This is a genomic window from Actinocatenispora rupis, from assembly GCF_016861975.1.
Taxonomy (GTDB): Bacteria; Actinomycetota; Actinomycetes; order Mycobacteriales; family Micromonosporaceae; genus Actinocatenispora; species Actinocatenispora rupis.
Genome location: NZ_BOMB01000013.1, coordinates 75,394 through 101,537, shown reverse-complemented (window position 1 = coordinate 101,537; position 26,144 = coordinate 75,394). Strand labels below are relative to the sequence as shown.

At 74.6% G+C, this 26,144-nt stretch carries 23 protein-coding genes; 10 read left to right on the top strand and 13 right to left on the bottom strand.

Translation table 11 applies throughout. From position 1 onward, the window contains the following. Positions 1 to 10: 10 nt before the first annotated feature. Positions 11 to 1,708: an FAD-dependent oxidoreductase gene (locus tag Aru02nite_RS12690; protein WP_203657674.1), complete on the bottom strand. Its 1,698-nt coding sequence runs from the start codon at positions 1,706 to 1,708 to the stop codon at positions 11 to 13. Between the two features lie 196 nt (positions 1,709 to 1,904). Here Aru02nite_RS12690 and Aru02nite_RS12685 point away from each other — a divergent pair, with 196 nt between their 5' ends. The 3 genes from Aru02nite_RS12685 to Aru02nite_RS12675 are packed head-to-tail and all read left to right on the top strand — an operon-like array spanning position 1,905 to position 4,500. Further along, positions 1,905 to 2,240, top strand: coding sequence for a type VII secretion target (locus Aru02nite_RS12685; protein ID WP_203657673.1), 336 nt, complete (start codon positions 1,905 to 1,907; stop codon positions 2,238 to 2,240). Continuing rightward, positions 2,234 to 4,114 (top strand): alpha/beta hydrolase, encoded by a 1,881-nt coding sequence (locus Aru02nite_RS12680; protein WP_203657672.1) that lies wholly within the window; start codon positions 2,234 to 2,236, stop codon positions 4,112 to 4,114. Before Aru02nite_RS12685 ends, Aru02nite_RS12680 begins: the two co-directional genes overlap by 7 nt. Continuing rightward, the gene (locus Aru02nite_RS12675) at positions 4,111 to 4,500 is read left to right on the top strand and encodes a hypothetical protein (protein ID WP_203657671.1); all 390 of its coding nucleotides are present in this window, start codon (positions 4,111 to 4,113) and stop codon (positions 4,498 to 4,500) included. Before Aru02nite_RS12680 ends, Aru02nite_RS12675 begins: the two co-directional genes overlap by 4 nt. Before the next feature lie 131 nt (positions 4,501 to 4,631). On the opposite strand, the gene Aru02nite_RS12670 is transcribed toward Aru02nite_RS12675, so the two are convergent. After that, positions 4,632 to 5,750 (bottom strand): GuaB3 family IMP dehydrogenase-related protein, encoded by a 1,119-nt coding sequence (locus Aru02nite_RS12670; protein WP_203657670.1) that lies wholly within the window; start codon positions 5,748 to 5,750, stop codon positions 4,632 to 4,634. Positions 5,751 to 5,862: 112 nt separating this feature from the next. Then, positions 5,863 to 7,389, bottom strand: coding sequence for an IMP dehydrogenase (gene guaB / locus Aru02nite_RS12665; RefSeq protein ID WP_203657669.1), 1,527 nt, complete (start codon positions 7,387 to 7,389; stop codon positions 5,863 to 5,865). A 222-nt stretch (positions 7,390 to 7,611) separates the two neighbouring features. Between guaB and Aru02nite_RS12660 the strand changes: the two genes are divergently transcribed. Continuing rightward, positions 7,612 to 7,986: a DUF5319 domain-containing protein gene (locus tag Aru02nite_RS12660; RefSeq protein WP_203657668.1), complete on the top strand. Its 375-nt coding sequence runs from the start codon at positions 7,612 to 7,614 to the stop codon at positions 7,984 to 7,986. A 30-nt stretch (positions 7,987 to 8,016) separates the two neighbouring features. Here the strand turns inward: Aru02nite_RS12660 and Aru02nite_RS12655 are convergent, their stop codons facing one another. The 4 genes from Aru02nite_RS12655 to Aru02nite_RS12640 form a co-directional block, all read right to left on the bottom strand. Continuing rightward, positions 8,017 to 8,928 (bottom strand): hypothetical protein, encoded by a 912-nt coding sequence (locus Aru02nite_RS12655; RefSeq protein WP_203657667.1) that lies wholly within the window; start codon positions 8,926 to 8,928, stop codon positions 8,017 to 8,019. Beyond that, positions 8,925 to 9,509 (bottom strand): RNA polymerase sigma factor ShbA, encoded by a 585-nt coding sequence (shbA, locus tag Aru02nite_RS12650; RefSeq protein WP_203657666.1) that lies wholly within the window; start codon positions 9,507 to 9,509, stop codon positions 8,925 to 8,927. The genes Aru02nite_RS12655 and shbA overlap by 4 nt, the downstream gene beginning before the upstream one ends. 161 nt (positions 9,510 to 9,670) lie before the next feature. After that, the gene (locus Aru02nite_RS12645) at positions 9,671 to 10,306 is read right to left on the bottom strand and encodes a response regulator transcription factor (RefSeq protein ID WP_203657665.1); all 636 of its coding nucleotides are present in this window, start codon (positions 10,304 to 10,306) and stop codon (positions 9,671 to 9,673) included. 45 nt (positions 10,307 to 10,351) lie between these two features. Then, complete coding sequence (locus tag Aru02nite_RS12640) at positions 10,352 to 11,200, bottom strand: hypothetical protein (RefSeq protein WP_203657664.1); 849 nt, start codon at positions 11,198 to 11,200, stop codon at positions 10,352 to 10,354. A 163-nt stretch (positions 11,201 to 11,363) separates the two neighbouring features. On the opposite strand from Aru02nite_RS12640, the gene Aru02nite_RS12635 reads away from it, so the two are divergent. Then, positions 11,364 to 11,735: a WhiB family transcriptional regulator gene (locus Aru02nite_RS12635; RefSeq protein WP_203657663.1), complete on the top strand. Its 372-nt coding sequence runs from the start codon at positions 11,364 to 11,366 to the stop codon at positions 11,733 to 11,735. A 200-nt stretch (positions 11,736 to 11,935) separates the two neighbouring features. On the opposite strand, the gene groL is transcribed toward Aru02nite_RS12635, so the two are convergent. Continuing rightward, positions 11,936 to 13,573, bottom strand: a complete 1,638-nt coding sequence (groL, locus tag Aru02nite_RS12630; RefSeq protein WP_203657662.1) for a chaperonin GroEL — start codon at positions 13,571 to 13,573, stop codon at positions 11,936 to 11,938. Between the two features lie 93 nt (positions 13,574 to 13,666). After that, positions 13,667 to 13,975, bottom strand: a complete 309-nt coding sequence (gene groES / locus Aru02nite_RS12625; RefSeq protein WP_505712018.1) for a co-chaperone GroES — start codon at positions 13,973 to 13,975, stop codon at positions 13,667 to 13,669. A 276-nt stretch (positions 13,976 to 14,251) separates the two neighbouring features. Here groES and Aru02nite_RS12620 point away from each other — a divergent pair, with 276 nt between their 5' ends. Genes Aru02nite_RS12620 through ybaK form a run of 3 tightly spaced genes read left to right on the top strand, consistent with a single transcriptional unit; the run spans position 14,252 to position 16,185 of the window. Next, positions 14,252 to 14,446, top strand: coding sequence for a DUF1918 domain-containing protein (locus tag Aru02nite_RS12620; protein ID WP_203657660.1), 195 nt, complete (start codon positions 14,252 to 14,254; stop codon positions 14,444 to 14,446). 24 nt (positions 14,447 to 14,470) lie between these two features. Further along, positions 14,471 to 15,691 carry a class I SAM-dependent methyltransferase gene (locus Aru02nite_RS12615; RefSeq protein ID WP_373324861.1) on the top strand — a complete coding sequence of 407 codons (1,221 nt, stop codon included), beginning with the start codon at positions 14,471 to 14,473 and terminating at the stop codon, positions 15,689 to 15,691. A gap of 11 nt (positions 15,692 to 15,702) precedes the next feature. Beyond that, on the top strand, positions 15,703 to 16,185 hold the full coding sequence (ybaK, locus tag Aru02nite_RS12610) for a Cys-tRNA(Pro) deacylase (protein WP_203657659.1): 483 nt from the start codon (positions 15,703 to 15,705) through the stop codon (positions 16,183 to 16,185). Between the two features lie 3 nt (positions 16,186 to 16,188). Here ybaK and Aru02nite_RS12605 read toward each other — a convergent pair whose 3' ends face one another. Further along, on the bottom strand, positions 16,189 to 18,369 hold the full coding sequence (locus tag Aru02nite_RS12605) for an NHL repeat-containing protein (RefSeq protein WP_203657658.1): 2,181 nt from the start codon (positions 18,367 to 18,369) through the stop codon (positions 16,189 to 16,191). 267 nt (positions 18,370 to 18,636) lie between these two features. Here Aru02nite_RS12605 and Aru02nite_RS12600 point away from each other — a divergent pair, with 267 nt between their 5' ends. Further along, on the top strand, positions 18,637 to 19,206 hold the full coding sequence (locus tag Aru02nite_RS12600; protein ID WP_203657657.1) for a GNAT family N-acetyltransferase: 570 nt from the start codon (positions 18,637 to 18,639) through the stop codon (positions 19,204 to 19,206). Between the two features lie 630 nt (positions 19,207 to 19,836). On the opposite strand, the gene yidD is transcribed toward Aru02nite_RS12600, so the two are convergent. The 3 genes from yidD to Aru02nite_RS12585 form a co-directional block, all read right to left on the bottom strand. After that, positions 19,837 to 21,303: a membrane protein insertion efficiency factor YidD gene (gene yidD, locus Aru02nite_RS12595; RefSeq protein ID WP_239076637.1), complete on the bottom strand. Its 1,467-nt coding sequence runs from the start codon at positions 21,301 to 21,303 to the stop codon at positions 19,837 to 19,839. A gap of 98 nt (positions 21,304 to 21,401) precedes the next feature. After that, positions 21,402 to 23,150 (bottom strand): ABC transporter ATP-binding protein, encoded by a 1,749-nt coding sequence (locus tag Aru02nite_RS12590; protein WP_203657655.1) that lies wholly within the window; start codon positions 23,148 to 23,150, stop codon positions 21,402 to 21,404. Then, on the bottom strand, positions 23,147 to 24,940 hold the full coding sequence (locus Aru02nite_RS12585; RefSeq protein WP_203657654.1) for an ABC transporter ATP-binding protein: 1,794 nt from the start codon (positions 24,938 to 24,940) through the stop codon (positions 23,147 to 23,149). Before Aru02nite_RS12585 ends, Aru02nite_RS12590 begins: the two co-directional genes overlap by 4 nt. A 137-nt stretch (positions 24,941 to 25,077) precedes the next feature. Here Aru02nite_RS12585 and Aru02nite_RS12580 point away from each other — a divergent pair, with 137 nt between their 5' ends. After that, positions 25,078 to 25,956, top strand: coding sequence for a GNAT family N-acetyltransferase (locus Aru02nite_RS12580; protein WP_203657653.1), 879 nt, complete (start codon positions 25,078 to 25,080; stop codon positions 25,954 to 25,956). Positions 25,957 to 26,144 lie beyond the last annotated feature (188 nt).

The following is a 26,144-nucleotide window of genomic DNA, read 5'->3' as shown; positions in this document are numbered from 1 at the left end:
CCGGAGCGCGTCAGGACGGCAGGCGGAGGGCGCCGGGGGCGCCGGCGGGCACCACGGGCGAGCGCGGCGCCACCGCCACGACCTGCCGGTACGGCTCGCCCAGCGGCGGCCGCGGGTCGGCGTCCCCGTGGTTCGGCCAGTACGCGAGGGCGCGCTCGGCCTGCGCGGTGATGGTGAGCGACGGGTTGACGCCGAGGTTGGCGGACACCGCCGCGCCGTCGAGTACGTGCAGGCCGGGGTGGCCGTGGACGCGCTGGTAGCCGTCGAGTACGCCGCGGTCGGGCGAGTCGGCGATCGGGCAGCCGCCGAGGATGTGCGCGGTGATGGGGATGTTCGCGATCTCGCCCCAGGTACCGCCGGCGTCGCCGTCGATCTCCTCGGCGAGCCGGCGTACCGCCTCGTTGCCGGCGGGGATCCACGCCGGGTTCGGCTCGCCGTACCCCTGGGTGGTGGTGAGGGTGTGGCCGCCGAACAGGGTGCGGCGCTGCCGGACGGTCAGCGAGTTGTCCAGCGACTGCATGACCAGCGCGATGATCGTGCGTTCGGACCAGTGCCGGGTGGACAGGCTGCGGGCCAGCGCGCCCGGGTGCCGCGCCGCCTCGGCCAGCCAGGTGAACGCCCGCGGCCAGCGCCCGCCGCCGTCGGTGAGGACGGTCTGCAGCAGGCTCATCGCGTTCGACCCGCGGCCGTACCGGACGGGCTCGATGTGGGTGCGCGCGTCGGGATGGAACGAGCTGGTGATCGCCACCCCGCGGGTGAAGTCCACGTCGGACCGGCGCGACCGCGCCCCGACGATCGACTCCGAGTTGGTACGGGTCAGCGTGCCCAGCGCCGGCGACAGGCCGGACAGTACGCCGTCGTCGCGCATCCGGAGCAGCAGCCGCTGGGTACCGAGGGCGCCGGCCGCGAAGACCACCTGGCCGGCCGCGAACACCCGCCGGTCGCGCGGCCCGCCCCGCGTCCCGGTACGCGCCATCTCCACCCGGTATCCGCCGCCGGGCGCGGGCCGTACCGCGGTGACGGTGCTCAGCGGGAACACCCGCGCGCCGGCCCGCTCCGCCAGGTACAGGTAGTTCTTGACCAGCGTGTTCTTCGCGTTGTGCCGGCAGCCGGTCATGCACTCGCCGCACTCCAGGCAGCCCGTGCGCGCCGGGCCCGCACCCCCGAAGTACGGGTCGGGGGCGGTGCGGCCGGGCATGCCGAGGAACACCCCGACCGGCGCCCGGTGGAACGTGTCGCCCACGCCCATCCGCTCCGCCACCGTACGCATCGCCACGTCGGACGGCGTGTCCGTGCCGTACTCCACGACGCCGAGCATCCGCTCCGCCTGGTCGTAGTACGGCGCGAGCTCAGCGGCCCAGTCGGTGATGTCGGCCCACTGCCGGTCGGCGAAGAACTCGGCGGGCGGCCGGTAGAGCGTGTTCGCGTACACCAGCGAGCCGCCGCCGACGCCGGCACCGGACAGCACGAGTACGTTGCGCAGCAGGGTGATCCGCTGGATGCCGAAGCAGCCGAGCCGCGGCGCCCACAGGAACCGGCGCAGCCGCCACGACGTCTCCGGCAGTTCGTCGTCGGCGAACCGGCGGCCCGCCTCGACGACGGCCACCCGGTACCCCTTCTCGGTGAGGCGCAGCGCCGCGGCGCTGCCGCCGAAGCCGGAGCCGATCACCACCACGTCGAAGGCGGCGACGGGATCTGCGACACCCATTGCGCTCCTCACCCACTGCGGACTTGCGCCGATGGACAATGATCCCCCGTATGGCACGTGATGGGTAGCGCGTCAGCAGTAACGACGGCACGCGGTCGAGAGATCAACAATTGACCGCACCGGCACGTCGGGTCCGGGCGGGGGTTCGCCCGACACGCCGGTCCATCTGCGGTACGCGGGCAGGAGGGAGACGGTCATGACCGCGGACCGGTTCGAGGTCGACACAGACCGGTTGCGCAGCGCCGCGGCCCGCCTCGCCGAGATCGGTACCCGGCTCGGCGGCGCGGACGACCACCGCGCCGAGGACCCCGCCCTGCCGGCGCCGGCCGAGCTGCTCGGCGACGCCGGCCTGAGTGGCTGGTCCGCCGGTGCGGCGCTGGCCAGCCTCGGCGAGCACTGGGACGCCTCCGTCCGGGGCCTTGCCGCGGAGTACTCGGACCATGCCGACCAGCTCCGCGCCGCCGCCGACCGGTACGACGACGCGGAGCGGCTGATCCAGCGCGCCCTGCGTGAGACCGGGGATCCATGTTGACCGTCGAGCAGCTCCGGAAGGTACGGCCGGAGCGGGTCGCGGCGATGGCGGAAGCCCTGCGTACGCACGCGCAGCGGATCTCGACGGTGGTGGAGCAGGCGGTCGAGTCGGCGGGCCGGGACCTGGCCGGCTGGCAGGGCCCGGCGGCGACCGCGTCGACGGCGCACCGGCACGCGCTGGCCGACGACGCGCACCGGCTCGGCGACGCGCACTCGCAGGCGTCCACGGTGATCTCGGGCCTGGCCGACCGGCTCGACGAGGCACGCCAGCTGCTCGACCTGGCCGACAACTTCGCCCACCTCGTCGGCTGCCAGGTGTACGGGCGGGCCGACGTCACCGTCCTCCCGCCGACGATGCTCGGCCCCCTCGCCGGGGTGTACGACTCGGTCCGGCGTACGGCGGCGTCGTTGGCGGCGCAGGCGCTGGTGGTGGCGGAGGCGGCCGACGCGCACGCCTCCCGCGCCCTCGGCAGCCGGCCCGCCGGCGCCGACGCGGGCCCGGACACCGACGCTGGTACGGGCGCCGGTTCCGTGGCCGCGGACGCCGACGGTACGGGCGGCGCGCTGGCGGGCGACGAGCAGGCGGACGACGACCGGTCCGACGTCGACTCGCTCGACGCGCTCGCCGCGCGGCACGGGTCGGTCGCCGACCTGGCCGGCGCCGTCCTGCTGTTCTACGGGTCGCTCCCGGCGAACCGGCGGGCCCGCGCGCGCCGGCGGCGGCCGGGGCTGGTCGCGCACCTGCCGGGCGCGCCGCTGTCCGAGCGGTACGCGGCGAACCGGCAGCTCATCGACGAGAACCGGGCCGACCTGCGCCGCAGCCGTACGGAACTGGCGGCGGCGTCGGACGAGGCGCGCACGGTGACCCGGGCCCGTACGATCGACGCGATCAACCAGCGGATCGGCACGCTCAACTCGTTCCTCGCCAGCCGTACGGTGGCCGCGGTGGACCCGGAGACCGGCGAGCGCACGAGCGGGCAGTACGAGCGGAGGTTCCTGGCGTTCGACCCGAGCGGCGCTGGCCGGATCGCGGAGGTCTTCGGCGACCTGGGCACGGCGCGGCGGGTCGCGGTGCTGGTGCCCGGCGGGCGCAACGGCCTCGACACCTTCAACTCCCTGGCGAACGACGCGCGCACGCTCGCCGACGCCACCGGCCCCGGCACCGCCGTCGTCGCCTGGCTCGGGTACGACGCGGCCGGCGCCGGCGCGGTCCCGGCCCGGGCGCGGGCGGGCGCGAGCGCGCTGCGCCGGTTCGTCGCCGGGCTCCGGCCGACGATGGCGCCGGACGCGCACACCGTGGTCGTCGCGCACGGCCTCGGCACCGTACTGGTCGCCGCCGCGCTGCGCGCCGGGTACCAGCCGGACGACGTGGTGTTCGTCGGCAGCGCCGGGCTGGGCGAACGGATCCGGTCCGCCGTCGACCTGCGCCCGGCCCGGCCCGGCCCCGCCGACGACCTGCCCGACCCCGTCCGCACCGCGCGCACCGGCACCCGGTTCTGGGCGATGCGCGCACCCGGCGACGCCCTGGCGTACTCCCGGGCGCACGGCGCGGACCCCGCCGACTTCGGTGACGTGACCCGGCTGGAGACGCAGGGCGGCGCCGAGGTCACCGGACACGGCCGCTACTACGCGGTCGGTTCCGAGTCGCTCGACAACCTGGCCCGCGTCGTCACCGGCCGGCTCGGCGACGTCACCCTCACCGACACCACCCTCGACGAGGAACTCGTGCTCGCCGGCCTCGACGAACCCGGCACACCGGCCCCGCCCGGACCGGCACCGGCCGCCGCACTCGACGGCGTCCTCGACACCGTCGGTACGGTCGGCGGCGCGCTCGTGCGGTGGTCCGGGCCCGAGCCGGGAGGTACCGGGGCGTGACCGCGGACCGTCGGCCGAACAGCCCGTACCAGGCGCGCGACGAGCTGCGGGGCCTGCTCCTCGTCGCCGCCGTCGCCGCGGTACCCGACCAGCAGCCCGTCGTCGTCCACGACGCCGGGCCCGGCGGCGCCGGTGCCATCTCCGACGGCGCGGCCACCGCCGTGACCAGCCGGATCCGCGTCGAGATCGGCGATCCCGCCGGCACCCCCGCCCCCACGCGACTCGCCGCCGCCCGCCGCTACCTCGCCGACGAGGGCTGGGCCGTCGTACGCAGCAGCCACACCGAGCTCGTCGCCGTACGCGGCGGCTTCACCATCACCGTCGCCAAGCGCGACGACGAGCGCCGCCTCGTACTCACCGGCGAAACCCCCGCCCTCCCCCTCTGAACGCGTTGGCGCACAACGGTTGCACCGACGCGAGCCGCCGGTTTCCCTTGCGTACCAAGGAAAAGTGGTGAATCGGTTGTGCCGTAACGGTGATGTGGGGAAACGGGACTTGCCGCAGCGTCATCCAAAAACTAGCGGTCGAGGATGAGGTTCACCCGCTGGAACTCCTTGAGGTCGGAGTAGCCGCACTTGGCCATGGCGCGGCGGAGGCCGCCGAAGAGGTTCATGGCGCCTTCGGGGTCGTCGGAGGGGCCGTAGAGGACCTCTTCGAGGGTGCCGAGCTGTTCGCCGGCGGGGCTGAACATGCCGCGGGGCAGTTTGGGGTGGCTGGCGGCGGAGTGCCACCAGGCGCCGCCGGCGGGGGCGTCGGTGGCGAGGGTGAGCGGTTCGCCGAGCATGACGGCGTCGGCGCCGCAGCCGAGGGCCTTGGCGATGTCGCCGGAGGTACCGAGGCCGCCGTCGGCGATGAGGTGCACGTACCGGCCGCCGGTCTCGTCGAGGTAGTCGCGGCGGGCGGCGGCGGCGTCGGAGATGGCGGTGGCCATCGGTACGCGAATGCCGAGGACGGTGTCGGTGGTGGAGAAGTCGTCGGCGCCGACGCCGACGATGACGCCGGCCGCACCGGTACGCATGAGGTGCAGTGCGGTCTGGTAGTTGGTGCAGCCACCGGCGATGACGGGCAGGTCGAGGTCGGCGATGAACTCCTTGAGGTTGAGCGGCTCGTCGGTGGTCGAGACGTGCTCGGCGGACACGATGGTGCCCTGGACGACGAGGATGTCGATGCCGGCGTCGAGGATGACGGGCGCGAGCTGGAGGGTGTGCTGCGGCGACACCCGTACGGCGACGGTGACGCCGGCGTCGCGGATCTGCTTGACGCGCTCGCCGATGAGTTCGGGGCGGATGGGTTCCGCGTACATCTGCTGGAGGCGGCGGGTGGCGGCGGCCTCCTCGTCGAGCTGGCTGAGCTCGTGCAGCACGGGGATGGGGTCCTCGTACCGCGTCCAGAGTCCTTCAGCGTTGAGGACGCCGAGGCCGCCGGCCCGGCCGAGCGCGACGGCGCTGTCGGGGCTCATGGTGGCGTCGGAGGGGTGCGCCACGCACGGGATGTCGAACCGGTACGCGTCGAGCTGCCAGGCGGTGGACACCTCGTTGACGTCCCGGGTGCGCCGGGTCGGCACCAGCGCCACCTCGTCGAGGTGGAATCCGCGCCGCGCCGCCTTGCCCATCCCGATCTCGACCATGTCACGCACGCTGGACCCCTCCCGCCGCTGGACACCCGAAACGGCACTGTACCGGGCAACACGAGCGGACGAGCCGCCGGAGCCCGCGTACGACGACGCGCACGCGGACCCCGCGCACGCTCTACCGCGTGTGGTAGTTGGGCGCCTCGGACGTCATCAGGATGTCGTGCGGGTGGCTCTCCTTGAGGCCGGCCGCGGTGATCCGGATGAGCCGGCCACGCTCCTGGAGCGCCGGGACGGTGCCGGCGCCGGAGTAGAGCATGGCCTGGCGGAGGCCGCCGACGAGCTGGTGCGCCACGGCGCGCAGCTGCCCCCGGTACGGCACCTGTCCCTCGATGCCCTCGGGGATGAGCTGGTCGTCGGTGGCGACGTCGCCCTGGAAGTACCGGTCCTTGGAGTAGGACTTGCCGGCGCCGCGGGTCTGCATCGCGCCGAGCGACCCCATCCCCCGGTACGACTTGAACTGCTTGCCGTTGATGAAGATCAGCTCGCCGGGGCTCTCCTCGCAGCCGGCGAGCAGGGAACCCAGCATCACCGAGTCGGCGCCGGCGACGATCGCCTTCGCGATGTCCCCCGAGTACTGCATGCCGCCGTCGGCGATGACCGGCACGCCGAGCGGCCGGCACGCGGCGACGGTGTCCATGATCGCCGTGATCTGCGGTACGCCGACGCCGGCGACCACCCGTGTCGTACAGATCGAGCCGGGGCCGACGCCGACCTTCACCGCGTCCACGCCCGCCTCGGCGAGCGCCTTCGCCCCCTCGTACGTGACGACGTTGCCGCCGATGACCTGCACCCCGGTGTCCTTCTTGACCCGGGCGACCATCTCCATGACGGCGCGGCTGTGCCCGTGCGCCATGTCCACCACGACCACGTCGACGCCGGCGTCCACCAGCGCGCGGGCCCGCTTGTACGAGTCGTCGCCGATGCCGACGGCCGCCGCCACCCGCAGCCGCCCGGCCGGGTCCTTCGTCGCCCCCGGGTACTGCTCGGACTTGGTGAAGTCCTTGACGGTGATCAGCCCGCGCAGCCGGCCGCCGTCGTCGACCAGCGGCAGCTTCTCCACCTTGTGCGCCCGGAGCAGCCCGAACGCGTCCTCGCGGCTCACCCCGACCGGCGCCGTGACCAGCGGCTGCGGGGTCATGACCGAGTGCACCGGGGTGGCCTTGTCCGCGACGAACCGCATGTCGCGGTTGGTCACGATGCCGAGCAGGATGCCGTCCGCGTCGACCACCGGCACCCCGGAGATCCGGTACCGCGCGCACAGCGCGTCCACGTCCCGGAGGGTGTCCTCGGGCGAACACGTCACCGGATGGGTGATCATGCCGGCCTCGGACCGTTTGACCAGGTCGACCTGGCTGGCCTGCTCCTCGATGGACAGGTTGCGGTGCAGTACGCCGATGCCGCCGAGCCGGGCCATGGCGATCGCCATCCGCGCCTCGGTGACGGTGTCCATCGCGCTGGACACCAGCGGCATGGACAGTTCGATGTCCTTGGTGAGCCTGGTCGCGGGGATGATCTCGGCCGGGTCGACGTCCGATTCGACCGGCTGGAGCAGCACGTCGTCGAAGGTGAGCCCGAGCGGCAGTGTCGCCGCGGGACCGAGCGGAAGGTCCTGGGAGTGGTCGGCGGGATGCGTGGCAGCCATGTTGATCCGATCGTGGGCGGCCCCGTGGACGGGCCGGGTTTCTACCGACACGCGCGCATCCGCGACAACGCTCCGTGCGGTCCGGGCGCCGCGTAGTCCGATCCTACGCCCCGCGACCTGCACGAACCGGACCGGCCGTACGCCAACGGGGTGTTGCCCCCACCACGCGAGGCGTACCGGCGAGGGCGGCGCGAAACGCCCCAATGGCGATACCGTTGTCAGGTGCGTGACGAGCCGCTCGACCCCTTCGCCAACGACCCGGCCGATCCGACGGCGGGCCTGTCCGACGACGTGTCCGGGCAGCCGTTGAGTCCGGAGGAGCGGGACGAGGTCAGCGCGGACCTCGACGACCTGGACGAGTTCCAGCGCTGGTTGGAGCCCACCGGCATCCGCGGTCTCGTCATCGACTGCGAGGACTGCCACGAGCCGCACTACTTCGGGTGGGAGCTGCTCCGCGGCAACCTGCGGCACCTGCTGGAGCACGACCAGCCCCGCCTGCACGAGCCCGCGTACCAGCCCGACCCCGACCACTACGTCACCTGGGAGTACGCGCGGGGTTACGTCGACGGCGCCCACGACGCCACCGGCGAGGACTGAGCCAGGGCCCCGCGCAGGACCGGGCGCGGCTCAGCGAACGGGGAGCAGCGCGGTCAGAGCGCCGAGGCTCAGCGACTCATGTTTCTTGTGCCCTTTGCCTTGGCCACCGTTGCCGTCCTGGCTGCCGTTGCCGTCGTCGCCGTTCGTCGTCGCGGACTCGCCGGACGGCGACGGGCTCGGCGGCGGCTGCTCGGACGCGCCACCCGACGGCGACGGCGACCCCGGCTCGGTACTCGGGCTCGGCTGCCCGCTGCTCGGCGGCGCGATGTTGTTGTTGCCGCCGGCCGCGTCCGTCGACGGCGACGGCCCGAGACTCCGGCGTACGTCGTCGGCGTCCCGGCGCACGGCGTCCGCGTCGGACGACGGCATCTCGCGGCTGTGCCGGTCCGCGTCGTCCAGGTACCGCCGGGCGTCGTCGTCGCGGCCCTCGGCGGCGGCCTTGCGCGCGGACGCGAGGTCGTGCGCGGCGGCGGCCTGGTGCTCCCGTACCGAGGCGCGGTCCGGGTAGATGACCTTGGTCAGGGAGAACAGCGGGCTGCCCGGCGTCGCGCCGCCCGCGGCCATCGCCACCCCGGCGAACCCGGTCGTGGCAAGCACCGCGACCCCGGTCGCCAGGGCCAGCCGGCTGCCGCGCCGACGACCACGCCGCTTCCCCGGCCGGGTACGGTCCGGCTCCACCGACCCGGCCGTACGCCGGCGGGTACGGGCGATGTCCGGCGCCGCGGCCCGTACCGTCGCAGGCTCTTCAACGTCGTATGCCGGAACGGGGCCGTCGGCGGACAGGTCCGCGTGCCAGGCGGCGAGCAGGCGCAGGGTCGGGTCGTCGGTACGCGCATCGGCCGGGTCGCCGAGTCCGGCCAGCGCGTCCAGCGCCCGGTCGTCCCGCTCGACCGCGTCCAGCGTGACCCTCTCCCGGTCGGCCCGCGTGTCGTCGCCCCTCATACCGGAACCTCGTCGTACAGCTCGGCGGCGAGCGCGCGGAGCCGGTTGAGGGCCCGGTGCTGCGTCACCCGTACGGCGCCGGCGGTCATGCCGAGCGCCCGGCCGGTCTCCTCGGCCGTCAGCCCCACGCCGACCCGCAGCACGATGACCTCACGGTGCTGCGGGCTGAGCCGGTCCAGCAGCCGGCGCATCCGCCCGACCGCGTCGAGCTGCACCGCGCGCGCCTCCGGACCGGCGTGCACGTCGGCCCGCTCGGGCAGCGCCGCCACCGGCTCGGACTTCTCCCGGGAGGCACCGCGGTGCGCGTCGGCGACCTTGTGCGCGGCGATCCCGAACACGAACGCGGTGAACGGCGACCCGGACTCCCGGTACCGCGGTAGTGCGCCCAGCACGGCGATGCACACCTCCTGCGCCACATCATCGGCCGTCGTGTACGCGCCGCCTCCTGTCCGGCCCAGCCTGGCCCGGCAGTACCGGACGACGATCGGTCGGACCCTCGCGAGCAGCTCGTCCACCGCCGCTCGGTCTCCGGCGGCGGCGCGCACGGCGAGTTCGGTGAGACCCGCCTCCGGTGATGTCATCGCGCGCTCGCACTCTCCCGTTACGGCCGGGGTCACGAGTCACGGCCCGTCCTGCGCTCCGCCATCACTGCGACGCGCGACCCCGGGGCCTTCCGCCGAACGGTAGCGTGTTTGCGGCGATCTTCGCTCAGTCGACGTCCGTCGATCCGTACTCCGACCCGTCAGGTCACCAGACCGGAGCGGAACGCGGAGGCCACGGCGTGTGCGCGGTCCCGCGCACCGAGCTTCCGGAACAGTCGACGGGCGTGCGTCTTGACCGTGTCCTCCGACACGAACAGCTCCCGGCCGATCTCCGCGTTGCTCTTGCCCTCGCTCATGCCGCGCAGGACCTGGAGCTCGCGTTCGGTCAGGACACTGCGCCGTACGGTGGGCGCGGTGGTGGGGCGGCCCAGCGCCGGGCTGGCGACCGGGGTCGTACGGCTGCCGTTCGGGCAGGCCAGGAGGATGCCCTGGGCCAGCGCGCTGACCAGGTCCTCCCCGTGTTCGCCGGCCCGGATCACGCCGCGGGCACCCGCGGCGACGGCGGCGGCGGCGGCCCGCGGGTCGTCCGCACCGACGAGTACCAGCGCGGTGTGTGGTCCGCGGCTGAGGACCCGGCGCGTGAACTGCACCGGGTCGGGTCGGGTCATGCCGACATCGATCAGGACGACGTCCGCCGGGCGCTCGCCCATACGGGCCAGCGCCTCCTCACCGGACAGCGCCGTCCGGACCGCGGCGGCCACGCCGAGATGCGCCGCCCATGCGGCGATCCGCTGCGCCGCCACGGGCGTTCGTACACAGACGAGCACCGAGCGCACGTGTTTCTCCTCTCTCGCTGACAGAGAGACCCCGGTGACTCGGGCTCATGACGCGACTTTGGTGTACGTGTTCTGCGCCACAGCTTCCCCCGTCACAGTGACCTCCTCCAAGGTCTCCTGCCGCTGCCGGCACGCCACCTCCAGCAGTGGAAACGCCTCGACCGCCGCCGCGAGCCGTTCCGCTCTCCCCAGTATCACCGCCGCGGACCGGAATAGGGGTGCGACCGCTTGTCTGCGAGCAAGTTCCCGCATTGAAACGCCATAAAAGAGCAAACTCTTCGCAAGGTGCCGGGGCGCCTGGGCCGCCTCGGCCCGCCGTACGGCATCGCGGGACGCCTCGGCGGCCCGTGCCGGCCGGTCGGTGAGCAGCGCCAGTTCACACGCCACCCATCCCCGCCGTACGCCCGCGCGCCAGCCGGCGCCGTCCACCATCGCGTCCAACTCGGCCAGGCGTACGGCCGCGGTGTGAGGGTCGGCGGCGCCCACCGCGTCGGCGGTCAACCCGACCAGGGCGTCGGCGCGTGCCTCGGCGTCCGCGCCCGCCGCGGCCAGCGCGTACGCGTCGCGTTCGGCGGCCTCCGCGTACCTGCCGCACTGCCGGGCCACGCTCGCCGACGCCGCCGCGAGCAGCGCCGGCCACCGCCCGGCCGACCCCGGGAACGCGACGGCCCCGGCCTCCTCGTACCGGCCGGTGGCGAGCAACGCGACGGTCCGCAGCCAGCCGGTACGCGGGGTGTCCGGATGCTCGCCGAGCAGGGACAACGCCCGTTTCGGGGTGCCGAACCACAGCGCGCGCTCCACCGCGTCGAGGCTTCCCGGTACGACCCGTTTGCGGGCGGGCGGCCCCGGGTACGCCCAGGGCAGACACCAGACATCCGGGGCCGACTCGTGCACGTACGCCATCGTCGCCGATGGCGGCGGGCAGCGGGGGGCCGGCACCGGATGACACGTGAGCGTGGTCGGCCGGCCGGCCACGTGTGGTCGGCCAAGGTCCGGCGGACCGCCGCACCCGCGGCGGCGAACCGGACGGAGGGCGAACGATGAGCAAGGAGGGCTGATGGCGGACATCCGTCGCCTACCGGGTACCAACGCCGACCTGTGGGACTGGCAGCTCGCCGGCAACTGCCGGGGGTTGCCGAGCGCGGTCTTCTTCCATCCGGAAGGCGAGCGCGGACCGTCCCGTACCCGGCGCGAGCGGGACGCGAAGGCCGTGTGCGGCAGCTGCCCCGTACGGGCCCAGTGCGCCGCGCACGCCCTGAAGGTGCACGAGCCGTACGGCGTGTGGGGCGGGCTGAGCGAATCCGAACGCCAGCGCCTGATCGACACCGGCTGGGAGGACCTGGCGGACCGCCGCCACCGCCGCGTCGACCTCCACCGCCTGGACGCCCGCCTCCGCGGCGCCGACACCCCCGAATCCGTCCCCGCGTAGACCCCCCGGACACGACGGTGGGGCTGACCAAAGGTCAGCCCCACCGTGTATCGCTCGAACATCACCTACTGGGGACGCGAGCGAGCCGAGCCTGATTCGTTCGCCGGCAAGCCGAGATTCGGCGCCGTGTGCGTCAGCACACAAGCCGGAGATCGGCGCAGTCCGGCGGACGAATCAGGCCGGCGCAGCGACCCCTACCCTCAGAAGCCGGGGCCGTGCTGGTGGCCGTGGCCGTGCGAGTGGCCGTGGCCGGCTTCCTCGGCCTCCTCGGGCTTGTCCACGACCAGGCTCTCCGTGGTGAGCAGCAGGCTGGCGATGCTCGCCGCGTTCGCCACCGCGTTGCGGGTGACCTTGACCGGGTCGATGATGCCGGCCTTGGCCAGCTCCACGTACTCCCCGGTGGCCGCGTTGAGCCCGGTGCCGAACTCGGCGTCGCGGACGCGCTCGACCGCGACGTGACCGTCCCGGCCGGCGTTCTCCGCGATCCAGCGCAGCGGCTCGGACAGCGACCTGCGGACCAGCGCCACGCCGACCGCCTCGTCGCCGGTCAGGCCGAGCCCGCCGTCGAGTTCGCCGGCGACCTGGATGAGCGCCGCGCCGCCGCCCGGTACGGTGCCCTCCTCGACCGCGGCCTTGGTCGCCGAGATGGCGTCCTCGATGCGGTGCTTCTTCTCCTTCATCTCGACCTCGGTGGCGGCACCCACCTTGATGACCGCCACGCCGCCGGACAGCTTCGCGAGCCGCTCGGACAGCTTCTCCCGGTCCCAGTCGGAGTCGGAGTCGTCGATCTCGCGCTTGATCTGCTCCACCCGGTCGGCGACCGCGGTGTCGGAGCCGCCGCCGTCGACGACGGTGGTGGTCTCCTTGGTGACGACCACCCGGTGCGCGGTGCCGAGCACGTCCAGGCCGACCGCGTCGAGCTTGTACCCCAGCTCGGGGGAGACGACCTCGGCGCCGGTCAGGATCGCCAGGTCCTGCAGCATCGCCTTGCGGCGGTCGCCGAACCCGGGCGCCTTGACCGCGCACGCCTTGAGCGTCTTGCGGACCGCGTTCACCGCGAGCGTCGACAGCGCCTGGCCGTCCACGTCCTCGGCCACGATCAGCAGCGGCTTGCCCGCCTCCAGGACCTTCTCCAGTACGGGGAGGAGGTCCTCGACGGAGGAGATCTTCTCGGTCGTGATCAGGATGTACGCGTCCTCCAGCACCGATTCGCCGGACTCGGCGTCGGTGATGAAGTGGGGCGAGAGGAACCCCTTGTCGAACTGCATCCCCTCGGTGATCTCCAGCTCGGTGGTCAGCGTCGAGCCGTCCTCGACGGTGATCACGCCTTCGCGGCCGACCCGCTCCATGGCCTCGGCGATCAGGTCACCGATCGTCGAGTCCTGGGCCGAGACGGTTGCCACGTGGGCGATCCGCTCCTGGGTGTCGACCTCGGTGGCCTTGGCGAGCAGCGCGTCCGAGACGGTCGTGACGGCGGCGTCGATGCCGCGCTTGAGCGCGGTCGGGTTGGCGCCGGCCGCCACGTTGCGCAGACCGAACCGGACCATCGCCTGGGCCAGGACCGTGGCCGTGGTCGTACCGTCGCCGGCCACGTCGTTGGTCTTGGTGGCGACCTCCTTGGCGAGCTGCGCGCCGAGGTTCTCGTACGGGTCGGCGAGGTCGATCTCCTTGGCGATGGTGACGCCGTCGTTGGTGATCGTCGGAGCGCCGAACTTCTTGTCGAGCACGACGTTGCGCCCGCGCGGACCGAGGGTCACCTTGACCGCGTCGGCGAGCGCGTTGACCCCGCGCTCCAAGCCTTTCCGGGCGTCGTCGGAGAAGCTGAGAATCTTGGGCATCTCCGGTCCTTCGTGTCGTTACGGGATTGAAGATGGAACCGCCCCGGGGTCGGCACGCGGCCAACCCCGGGGCGAGTGGTTACTGCGCTGTCGTCACTTCTGGACGATCGCGAGGACGTCGCGCGCGGAGAGGATGAGGTACTCCTCGCCCGCGTACTTGACCTCGGTGCCGCCGTACTTCGAGTAGATGACGACGTCGCCTTCCTTGACGTCGACCGGCACTCGGTTGCCCTTGTCGTCGATACGGCCGGGGCCGACGGCGAGGACGGTGCCCTCCTGCGGCTTCTCCTTGGCGGTGTCGGGAATGACGATGCCCGACGCGGTCGTGGTCTCAGCCTCGTTGGCGGAGACGACGATCCGGTCCTCCAACGGCTTGATCGCAACCTTGGTCGCGGTGGTCACGGCAAGACCCTCCATGGGTACTTGATCTTCATGCCTGATGTGACCGGCGGGTCCGTCGTCGCGGGTGGCCGGACCGCTCGGCCTTCTCGTACTTGCTGGCACCCTAAGAGCGAGAGTGCTAACCGAAGGTTAGGTCGGCGGCTGGCACTCCGTCAAGGAGAGTGCCAATCGCCACGCCGGTACGGTGCCGCAGCCGAGCGTACGCCGTGAGCCGAACCGCTTCCGTGCGTCCCCGCCCGACCGCAGACTGGAGGGTGACGTACGGAGGTGAGGAACATGCAGGCCACAGTTGGTGACCACCTGCACGTCCATGGTCGTACGGTCGGCGAACACGACCGGGTGGGCGAGATCATCGAGGTGCGCGGCGACCACGGCGAGCCGCCGTACCTGGTGCGCTTCCCGGACGGACACGAGAACCTGGTCTTCCCCGGCCCGGACTGCGTCGTCGACGAGCACCTGCCGCACGCCTGACCGCGGTAGGGCAGCATCGGCGGGGTGACACCGGAGATGCTGCAGGCGCTGCTCGGCGCGGACGGCTCGGCGGCGCTCGCCGCGGCGGCACCGCTGGCGGCGGGTGACCCGCTGGCCGGGGTGGAGGCACTGCGCCGGTCCGGATACCCGGCCGACCTGGCGGCCGCGGCGTACGGGCAGGCGACGCTGCGCGCGCGGGCGGCGGCGAAGTTCGGACCGGACGCCGCCCGGATGTGGTTCACGGCCGACGGGCTCCAGCAGGCCACCCGCCCCGTGGTCGCCGACCGGCGGGCCCGGCGACTCGCCGCCGCCGGCGTACGGACGGTGCTGGACCTGTGCTGCGGCATCGGCACCGACGCCCTCGCGTACGCGCGGGCCGGGTTGCGGGTGACCGCCGTCGACGCCGACCCCGGTACGGCCGCGGTCGCCGCGGCCAACGCGGAGTCGGCCGGGTTGAGCCATCTCGTCGACGTACGGTGCGCGGACGCGACGACCGTCGACCGCGCCGGCGCCGACGCGGTGTTCTGCGACCCGGCCCGGCGCAGCGGTGGACGCCGCGTCTTCGACCCCTCCGCGTACTCGCCGCCCTGGGACTTCCTGCTCGACCTCACCGCCGGTACGACGTGCCTCAAGCTCGGCCCCGGCATCGACCACGCGCTGCTGCCGCCCGGCGCCGAGGCCGAATGGGTCTCGGTCCGCGGCGAGGTCGTCGAGGCGGCGCTCTGGTGCGGCCCGCTCGCCCGGGTACCGCGGCGCGCCACCGTGCTCGACGCCACCGGCGCCGCCGACCTGACCGGCGACGGTACGCGGGAGGCGACGGTCGGCCCGGTCCGGGCGTACCTGTACGAGCCGGACGGGGCGGTGCTGCGCGCGCACCTCGTCGCCGAACTCGCCGACCGGATCGGCGGCACCATCGGCGAACCCGGCGTCGGCTACCTCTACACCGACCGCCCCGCCGCCACCCCCTTCGCCCGCGGGTACGCGGTGGACGAGGTGCTGGCGTACTCGGTGAAGCGGTTGCGCGCGGTGCTGCGCTCGCGCGGCGTCGGTGTCGTCACCATCAAGAAGCGCGGCATCGCGCTCGACCCGGACGCGCTGCGCAGGCAGCTCAAGCCGGCCGGCGACGCGACCGCCACCGTGGTCGTCACCCGGATCGCCGGCACCCCGACCGCCCTGCTCTGCACCCCGCTGCCGGCCGGCGGCGCGGTGGGAAATGCCCGGCCGGCCGGTACCGGCGGCGGGTAGGCTCCGCTGCCGTGGCGGGCAAGGGAACGCCGGCGACCGCTCTCGTCGCGCGGCAGAAGGTGACACACCGGGTCCACGAGTACACGCACGACCCGCGGGCCGAGTCGTACGGGGCGGAGGCCGCCGAAGCGCTCGGCGTACCGGCGGGGCGGGTGTTCAAGACGCTGGTCGCCGAGGTGGACGGGGCGCTCACGGTCGCCGTCGTACCGGTGACGGCGTCGCTGGACCTGAAGGCGCTGGCCGCCGCGGTCGGCGGGAAGAAGGCCGCGATGGCCGACCCGACCGCCGCCGAGCGCGCCACCGGGTACGTGCGGGGCGGCATCAGCCCGCTCGGCCAGCGCAAGCGCCTGCCCACCGTGCTCGACACGTCGGCCGGGGAGTACGAGACGGTGTACTGCTCGGCGGGGCGCCGCGGGCTCGAACTCGAACTCGCCGCCGCCGACCTCGCCCGCCTCACGAACGCGGTGACCGCGCCGATCGCCGCGACCGACTGACCGTCAGTCGGCGAGGATGCTGCGGCCCGCGCGACCGGGACCGTCCGGCATCGACACGCCCGCCGACCGCGCACCCGACGCCGGTACGGCGGCGTCGTCGACGGTCATGGACACGGTGGTCGGCCGCGGCGCGGGCCCCGGCACCGCGGCCGGCCGTACGGTGACGCGGGTGTCGGGGGCCGGACGGCGACGCCGCCGCCGGAACGACAGGACGCCGGCGGCTGCCGCGACGAGCACCACGCCCGGCCCGACCACCAGGTACCAGCGGGTGCCGGGGGACGCGGCCGGGGTGGGCCGCGGCGCCGTGCCGACGACGCGGAGCCGGTGCGCGCCGGGGTCCGCGACGAACAGCGCGCCGTGCGGGCCGACCGCCACGTCCGCCGGCCCGTCGAGACCGCGCGTCCCGCCGGGGACGGTGGTGATGGTGCCGCGGGCCAGGTCGACCGCGCGGATCCGGTGTCCGGCAGGATCGGCGAGGTAGAGCGTGCGGCCGGTGACGGCGAGGCCCGCGACGGACAGCGCGCCGGTCGACGTGGCCGGACCGCCGTCCGAGTACGGGCCGGTGCCGGACGCGGCGCCGGCGACCGTGGCGACCGTCCCGGTCGGGGCGACGGCGCGGACCCGGCCGCCGTCCACCACGTACGCGGTGCCGGTGGTGTCGACGGTGATCGCGCCCGCGGCCGGCACCCGCGCGTGCGTGGCGAGGACCCGGCAGCTGCCGGAACGGAGCACGCAGACGCCCGCGCGGGACGACACGTACAGGGTGCCGCGGGGGTCGGTGGCGAGGTGGGCGGCGCCGGGCGCGCCACGTACCGCGGTGGTGGTGTGGGTGGACAGGTCGACGGCACGGACGCCGCGCCGGTCCGCCACGTACAGCGTGTGGTGGTGGAGGGCGAGGTCGCGGGGGTGGTCGAGGCCGGTGGCGACGCGGGTGCGGGTGCCGTGCCGCGGGTCGACCGCGTCGACGACGCCGCGCCGCCCGTCCGCCACGTACGCGGTGGCGTCGGTGCCGACCGCGACGGCAGTGGGGTCGGCGAACGTGCTGTCCCGGAACGGATAGCTGGTGACGGGCCGGGCCGGGCCGGGGTCGGCGCGCGCCGGCGGATGCGCGGTGACGGCGCGGATCCGGTGGTGCCGCGGATCGGACAGGTACACCGGGCCGCCCGGCGCGGCCGCCACGTCGGTGTCCGCGCCGAACGCCACCGCGGTCGGCGTTCCCCCGTCGCCGAGCCGGTCCGGGTCGCCGCCGCCGGCGTACCGGTGCAGGGCGGCTCCCGGGTCGCCGAGGCGCAGGGTGTGCACGCCGGCGTCGTCCACCACGTACAGCGTGTGGGCGGCGACGGTGAGGTGGCTGGGGTGCCGCAGCGCGTCGGCGCCGGAGCCGTCGAACACCGTCACCGCACCGGATCCCGGTCGTACGGCGAGGATCCGGTTGCGGTCCGCCACGTACACGGTGGCGTCGGGGGCGACGGCGACCGCGACCGGCTCCAGGTACGTGCGCAGCGCGGTGGCGCCGGTGTCACCGCCGAACCCGCCCCGGTGGTACAGCGGGTCGTCGGTGCCGCCGCCGGCGAACGTGCGGATCGTGTGCCGGTCCGGGTCGACCGCGCGGATCCGGCCGTCGCGGCGGTCCGCGATGTAGAGCGTGCCGTCCGGCGCGACCGCGACGTCGGTGGGATCGGACAGCCGGGCCTCGTCCGCCGGGGCGCCGTCACCGAGCCGACCCCCGCCCGCCACCGTACCGATCCGGTGGGTGTGCGGGTCGACCGCGCGCACCCGGTCGTTGCCGGTGTCCGCCACGTACAGCGTGCCGTCGCGGGCGACGGCGAGGCCACCGATCGACCGGCCCAGGCTGGCCCGCGTCGCCGCGCCACCGTCCCCCGACCATCCGGTACGCCCGGTCCCGGCCACCGTACGGATCGTGCCGTTCGGCTCAACGGCGCGGATCCGCGACCCCGACACCAGGTAGAGCGTGCCGTCCGGGGCGAGCGCCACCGGCCCCGAGACCGGGACACCCGCGCGCGTCGCCCGACCACCGTCCCCCGAGTACTCCCCGTCACCGGTGCCGGCGACCGTGGTGAGCACGGGTGCGCTCGGTGCCGACCACGCCACACCCGGCGACGCCAACGCCGCCGCCGCGACCAGGATCGCGGCGAACGGGGCGATGCGCGCCTGTCGGATCATGCCGGCGACTCCTGACGATCGGGACCGGCATAGACCTTAGAGGTCCTGACAGAAAGGACTGTCGGCGCCTGGCGGACTCAGGACGACGCTGCCGACGTTGTCGGCACAGTCGCATACAACACCGGTATGCGACTGCACCTCCGCCTTGGCAGCCCCGCCCTGAGCCTCGCCAGCCATCCGACGCCTTTCTGCCAGGACCTCTGAGGCGCGACCCGCAACAGCCGAAAACCCGCGGCACCCCCGCCGGTTCCCGGATACCGTCGCCCGGTGACCGTCACTCTCAGCGAGAAGCCGACCCTCGTCGGCACGCGCGCGCTGCTCCGTCCCGTCGGCATCGACGACGTCGAACCGCTGCTCGCGGCCATGTCCGACCCCGAGACGCAACGGCTCACCGGCAGCCATCCCCGGCCGTACGACGTCGACCCCGAGACGCAACGCCGCGCCGTCGAGGAGTGGTACCGCACCCGGCACGAACACGCCGACCGGCTCGACCTCGCCATCGTCGACCGAGACAGCGGCCGCTGCGCCGGCGAGGTCGTCCTCAACGAACTCTCCGTCCCCGACCGGTCCTGCAACCTGCGCATCATGATCGGCCCCGAATGGACCGGCCGCGGGCTCGGCACCGAGGCCATCTCGCTGCTCCTCGCCCACGCCTTCGACACCGTCGGCCTCCACCGCATCTCCCTCGGCGTGTACGCGTTCAACCCGCGCGCCCAGCGCGTGTACGAGAAGGTCGGCTTCCGGCTCGAAGGCACCCTGCGCGACGCCCTCCACTGGGACGGCACGTACGTCGACGAGCTCGTCATGGCCGTCCTCGCCACCGATCCCCGCCCATGACCCCCGGGTACTCCCGCGCGCGGTGCGCCCAGGTGTGACCGGGGCCGGGGCGACCCCGGGGCCGGCGGTGCCGCCGCGGGTCGGTCGGTGACCCGCCGCTCGGGTTGCCGAGATGGCTCAACCCCAACGATCCCGGGGCTCGTCCGCTTCGCCGGCGCCGGGCGGCGACATCGCCAGACCTTCCGATGGGACCTTCCGGGATGGCAGACGCGACGAGTCGTGCTTGACACCGGGTGGCCCGGGAGTGGGCGCGGTCCAACCGGCTCAACCCCAACGATCCCGTTGGCGTACGCATCGCGACACGGGCCGGCGTGCCATCACCCGGCCGACCCGACCACACACGAACGCCCACCCACCACCACAGCGCGGCAGGCAGGTCGACCCGATCCGCTCAACCCCAACGATCCCGTTGGCGTACGCATCGCGACACGGGCCGGTGCGCCACCACCACACGAACGTCCACGTGCCACCACAGCGCGGCAGGCAGGTCGGCCCGATCGGCTCAACCGCAACGGTTCCCGGCGCTGGCAGGTGCCCGCGTGGATGCCGCGCACCGGACCGGCAGGGCCGGGACGGACACGTCGAGGCGGCACGCGCAGGTGAGCCGCGCGACGGCGCGCGGAGTACCAGTCAGGCGGGGAGGGGGTCGGCGGTGCCGGGTACGACGTCAACTGTGCAGCGGTGGATCCGGGCGACGGTGATCCGGGCGCCGGCGAGCAGCCCGTACGCCTGGATCGCGGCGACGCCGTAGCGCGAGCAGGTCGGGGTGTAGCGGCACCGGGTCGGCAGGCCGGGCGAGATCCGTTGGTACGCACGGATCGCGGCGACGCCGACCCGCGCCGGCACGCCGGGCCGGTCGGTGGCGGTGCGGTGCAGGTACGGCAGGGTGGGGGCGGCCGACGAGACGGTGTGCAGGACGTTGCCGCAGTTCGGGTCGGAGCTGCCGCAGCCGGAGTCGTCGCAGCTGGATCCGCCGCAGCTCGGGTCGAACGCGGTGCACCCGCTGCCCAGGTCGCCGCACGCCGAGTCGCACGCCGACTGGAACGGGTGGCAGCTCACGCCCTGTACCGAGCAGTTGCCGCTGGACGGGTCGGTGGTGTGGCCGCCGGCGCCCGGCGTGCCGTGCGCTCCCGGGCCGCCGCCGGGAGTCTCGCCGGGGGTCGGGTGACCGTGCCCGGGCGTACCGGACGGGCTGGGTGCGGGGCCGCCGCCCGGTGGGGCGCCGCGGCCGGCGCCACGCAGCCACACGTACACGACGCCGACGGCGAGGGAGCCGAGCGCCGCGAGCGCCGCCAACCCGCCCAACCACCGCCACGGCCGCCGCGGTACGAGCCGGCGCCAGCCCCGGCGGTCCGACCCCGGCGTACGCGGATCGTGGTCGGCGCCGGCGTCCGCGGCCGACCCGGCCGGTACCGCCGCCCGCGCGGTGACGACCTCCCCGCCGTGCTCCGCGACCGGCTCGTTCCGCCCGCCCGGCCCGCGGCACCCGCCGTGCTCCTCCGCCGCCGGCCCACCCGCGTCCGCGGCCGGATCCGCGCCGTTCCGGGAAACGCCGACCGTCCGGGCCGCGTCCTCCCCGTCGCCCCGCACGCCGTCGGAACCCGCGTCGCCCCGCACGCCGTCGGAACCCGCGTCGCCACCCGCGTGAGCGGCGGCACCGCCGGATCCGTCGTCGGCGTCCTCACCGCCGGGCGAGGCCACACCGCCGGCATGGTCGCCGGAGCCCGCGTCGCCGCCCACGGACGAGGCCGCGCGGCCGGGGCCGCCGGCGTTGCCGGCACCATCAGGAGAGCCCGAGGCGGCGGGGCTGCCGGATGGTGCGCCGGCGGAACTGGCCCGGTCCGTACCCGGCGTGGCGTCCGACCCGGCATCGGGCGCGGCGTCCGGCGCGGCGCGACCGTCCGCGGCGTCGGGTACGGCCCAGCCGCGGGACGGCGGCGCGAACCAGCTGTCGCCGTCCGGCGTCGGCCGATCCAGGCGCGGCGGCTCGGCGGTACGTCCGTCGGGGTCGCGGCCCGTACCGGAGCGGCCGGGCGGGTCGGCGCCGGGCGGCACCGGGTCGGCGCCGGGGCTCGGGTCGCGGTCGGGCTCGGTCACGCACGCCTCCAGGGGATCGGCCGACATCATGGCCGAACGGGGCAACCCGCCCGTTCCCCGCCACCGTCACCCGCACCCCGGCGGGGCGTACCGGAGGGTCAGGGTTTGCCGTGCCAGGAGGACCAGAGGGCGGCGTAGTCGCCGTCGGCGGCGACGAGGTCGGTGTGCGGGCCGAGTTCGGTGATGCGGCCGTCGGCGACGACGGCGACCCGGTCGGCGTCGTGCGCGGTGTGCAGCCGGTGTGCGATGGCGATGACGGTACGCCCGGCCAGTACGGCGCCGAGGGACCGTTCGAGGTGCCGGGCGGCGCGGGGGTCGATGAGGGAGGTGGCCTCGTCGAGTACGAGGGTGTGCGGGTCGGCGAGGACGAGGCGGGCCAGGGCGAGCTGCTGGGCCTGCGCCGGGGTGAGCGTCTCGCCGCCGGAACCGACCACTGTGGACAGTCCGGCGGGGAGCGCGTCGACCCAGCCGAGGGCGTCGACGGCGCGCAACGCGGCGCGGATCTCGGCCTCGGTGGCGTCCGGCCGGGGCAGCGCGACGTTGTCGGCGACGGTACCGACGAAGACGTGGTGTTCCTGGGTGACGAGGGCGACGCGGCGGCGGCGTTCGGCGAGCGGCAGGGACGCCAGCGGTACGCCGCCGACGGTCACGGATCCGGCGCGGGGTGGGTGGATGCCGGCGAGCAGCCGGCCGAGGGTGGACTTGCCGGCACCGCTCGGGCCGACCATGGCCAGCCGTTCCCCGGGCCGTACGGCGAGGTCGATGCCGCGCACCACGTCCCGACCGTCCACATAGGAGTAGCGAACCCCGGTGGCGACCAGTTCGCGGCCGTTTCCGTTGCCGGGCAAGGGTTTCGCCGGCCGCTCCGGTTCGTCGGAGGACACCCCGAGCAGCCGGGCCAGCGAGGCGCCGCCGACCTGGAGCTCGTCCAGCCAGGACAGCAGGCGGTCGACCGGGTCGATGAGCTGCTGCACGTACAGGGTGGCGGCGGTGACCTGGCCGAGGCTCGCCAGGTGGTGGGTGTAGAGCAGGCCGCCGACGAGCAGGGTCGCCACCGTGGGGATGACGTAGCTGATCTCGGCGGTGGGGAACCACACCGACCGCAGCCACAGCGTGTACCGCTCGGCGGCGAACGACCGCCCGATGTCGCCGTCGGTGCGCCGGACCCGTTGCCGCAGCAGGCGAAGCGCCTCGACCGTACGGGCGCCCTCGACGGTTTCCGCGAGTCCCTCGTTGACGTCCGAGTACGCGGCGTTCTCGCGCAGGTAGCCGGCGGGGGCGCGGCGCAGGTACCACCGGGTGGACGCCCAGAGGATCGGGACGGCGACGAGGCAGGGCAGCGCGACGAGCGGGCCGACCAGGGCCAGCGCACCGAGCGTCAGTACGGTCGTGACGAGGGCGATGAGCGTCTCCGGCACCGCGAACCGCACCGTACGGGCGAGCGCGTCGACGTCGCGGGACGTGCGGGTGAGCAGGTCGCCGGTGCCGGCACGTTCCACTGTGGACAGAGGCAGGGCGAGCACCCGGCGGACGAACTCCTCGCGCAGCTCGGCGAGAACCCGTTCGCCGAGCCGGAACGACACGAGGCGCGCGTACCGGGTGAGGACGGACTGGGCGAGCACGAAGACCGCGATCGCCACGGCGACCTTGTCGACGGTGAGCCGGGTCGTACCGTCCTGGACGGCCTGGACCAGCTCGCCGAGCAGCCGCGGCGCCGCGAGCCCGGCGATCGCCGCGAACGCGTGCAGGGCCAGCGCGGCGGCGAGCGCGCGCGGGTGCCGCCGGAACAGGGTGCGCGCGTACCGCCGGACCTGCGCCGCGTTCGCGACCGGGAGCTGCACCGTCATTCCGCCGCCTCCGCACGGTTCGGGCCGTCGCCGGCACCCGCCGCGGCCGGTACCGGCCGGTCGGGTGGCGCGGGCTGGTCGCCGTCGTCGTCCCCGCGCAGCACCACGCCCCGGTACGCCGGGTCGGCGAGCAGGTCGGTGTGCGCGCCCGCGCCCGCGACGTGCCCGTCCCGTACGAACAGGACGGTGTCGGCGTGTGCCGCGAGCAGCGGGCTCGCCGTCACGACCACCGTGGTACGCCCGGCGCGGGCCGTGCCCAGGTTCGCCGCGATCCGCGCCTCGGTGTGCGCGTCGACCGCGGACGTCGGCTCGACCAGTACCAGCACGTCCGGGTCGGCGAGCAGGGCGCGGGCCAGGACGAGGCGCTGCTGCTGGCCGCCGGACACCGACCGGCCGCGCTCCTCGACGGCGGTGTCCAGCCCGTCCGGCATCCCGACCAGGATGTCCGTACCGGACGCGGCGGCCAGCGCGGCGTGGATGCGCTCGTCGGGCAGCTCGCCCGACGGGTCCAGCTCGGTCCGCAACGTACCGGCGAACAGGCGGGATCCGGTGTCCGACACCAGGATCCGGCGGCGTACCTCGGCCAGCGGCAGCCGCGCCAGCGGTACGCCACGGAACAGCACCGGGCCGTCGACGTACCGGCCGAGGCGGTCGGCGAGGTCCGCGCCGGACAGCCGGCCGGACACCACGAGGACGGTCAGCGACCCGCCGGCCACGCGTACGCCGGAGTCCGGGTCGGCAAGCTCCACCTCGCACGGCCCGCCCGGTACGGGCACCGGGTCGGCCGGGTCGGCCAGTTCCGGGGTGATGCCGAGGATGTGCACGACCCGGCGGGCGGCGACCAGGCCGCGGGTGATCTTGTCCGCCGCCTCCGTCCCGGTACTCAACGGCGTCACCAGGAACGCCGCGTACCCGTAGAACGCGACGAGCTGGCCGGCCGAGATGGTGCCGTCCAGCGCGAACCGGGCCCCGAGCCAGGTCACGAGTACGACGAAGATGCCGGGGAGCAGAATCTGCGCGGCGTCCAGCGTCGACTCGACGCCCGCGACGCGGTAGCCGGCCGCGCGCACCCGCTGCGACCGTTCCGCGTACCGGGTGGCGAAGACGTCCTCGCCGCCGACGCCGCGCAGCACCCGCAGCCCGTGCACGATGTCGTTGGCGTACGTGGTGAGGTCGCCGGCCAGCTCCCGCTGCGCGCGTTGCCGGTGGTGCAGCGGCCGCAGCACCGGGCCGATCGCCAGCACCAGCACCGGTACGCCGATGAGCACGAGCAGGCCCAGCGGCACGGAGGTGGCGAGCAGGATGACCGCCACCGTCACGAACGACACCACCGAACCCGCCAGCCGCCCCGCGATCTCGACCGTGTTGCCGATCTGCGCGATGTCGGTGCCGCCGACGGTGACGACCTCGCCCGTCGCGACCCGCTTCGGCAGCGTCGCGCCCAGCCGCGCCGAGTGCCGCGTCACGACCTGGACCGTCCGGTACGCCGCGGTCAGCCAGTTCGACACGGCGAGCCGGTGCCGCATCACGCCCGCGGCGGCCTGTACCGCGCCGAGACCGAGCAGTACCGCCGACCAGTCGAGCAGCGCGGTCGCGTCCCGGTGGCCGAGGCCCTCGTCGATCGCCTTGCCGATCGCGGCCGGCATCAACGCCTGCGCGAGCATCCACAGCACGCCGAAACCCATCGCCGCGGCGATGGCGCCACCCTGCTTCCGCGCCACCCAGCGCAGGTACGCGGCGGGTGTGCGGTGTACGGGAATGCCGGGGTCGGCGAGCGGAAGCGTACGCACGACCCCTGACGCTACGAGCGGCGCCCGGCGCTCCGCGACCGAGTTTCCCGCGTACGAGGGCGGCGTTGTGCGCCGTGCACCACAGTTCGGTCGTCGGCCGCGCGGACGCCGGCGTACCGGCACATAGGGTGCCCGGCGTGACCTTCACCCGGCGCCTGTTGGCGGACGGCGAGACCGCCACCGTGCTCGCGTCGCTGCGCGCGTGGGAACCGCCCGCCGGGTGCGGCTGGCAGCTCCAGGCCGGCGACCTCGGCTGGGCGCTGCGGTTCGAACCGGCGATCCGGGACGAGCAGATCCGGGTCTGGTGGGACGCGACCGGCCGGCCCGCCGCCGTGGTCCTCCGCGACCAGCCGGGCGCCGCCCGCTGCGCCGTCAACCCCGCGTACCTGCACGACTCCGCGCTCGCCGACGCCGTACTGGCCGACCTGGCGCGGCGGCTGGAACGTACCGACGGCGGACCGTGGATCGACCCGCCGCCCGGCCCCGGCGCGCTGACCCGGGCGCTGCTGTCCGCCGGGTACGAGCCGGATCCGGACATCTGGCTGCACCTGTGGCGCCCGCTCCCCCCAGTACCGGCGGCGGACGGCGTTCCGGTCCGGGCGTACCGGGAGGCGGACGAGGCGGCGCGGGTGGCGGTGCAGCACGCGGCGTTCCCGGGGTCCTCCCTGACCGCCGAACGGTACCGACGGCTGCGCGCGGTACCGGGCTACCGGCCGGACCTCGACCTGGTGGCGGACGTGAACGGCCGCATCACCGCGTTCTGCCTGGCGTGGCTGGGCCCGGCGGGCGGCACGGCGCTGCTCGAACCCGCCGGCACCCACCCCGACCACCGCCGCCGCGGGTACGCCACGGCCGTGCTCGGCGCCGCCTTCCGCCGGCTCGCCGGGCTCGGCGCGACCGGCGTCGCCGTCCTCACCCCGGTCGCGAACCGGCCCGCGGTCGCGCTCTACCGCTCCCTCGGGTTCAGCGCCGTCGGCGAGCGCCGCGCGTACCACCCGGCCCCCACCGACACCTGACCACCGGCCAGACCCCTTCCGTACCAACGGATCCCGCGTGACGCGCACTGTCGCGCGCCGGGCGGTTCGCGTACCGCGCGCGGCACCCACATCCCCGAACGGCAGGCGTACCGCGACCGCGCGTCGGCCGGGGGTCACTCGGGCGGTCGGCGGAGGTCACCGGATCGTCACCGTCCGCCTGCCCCGCA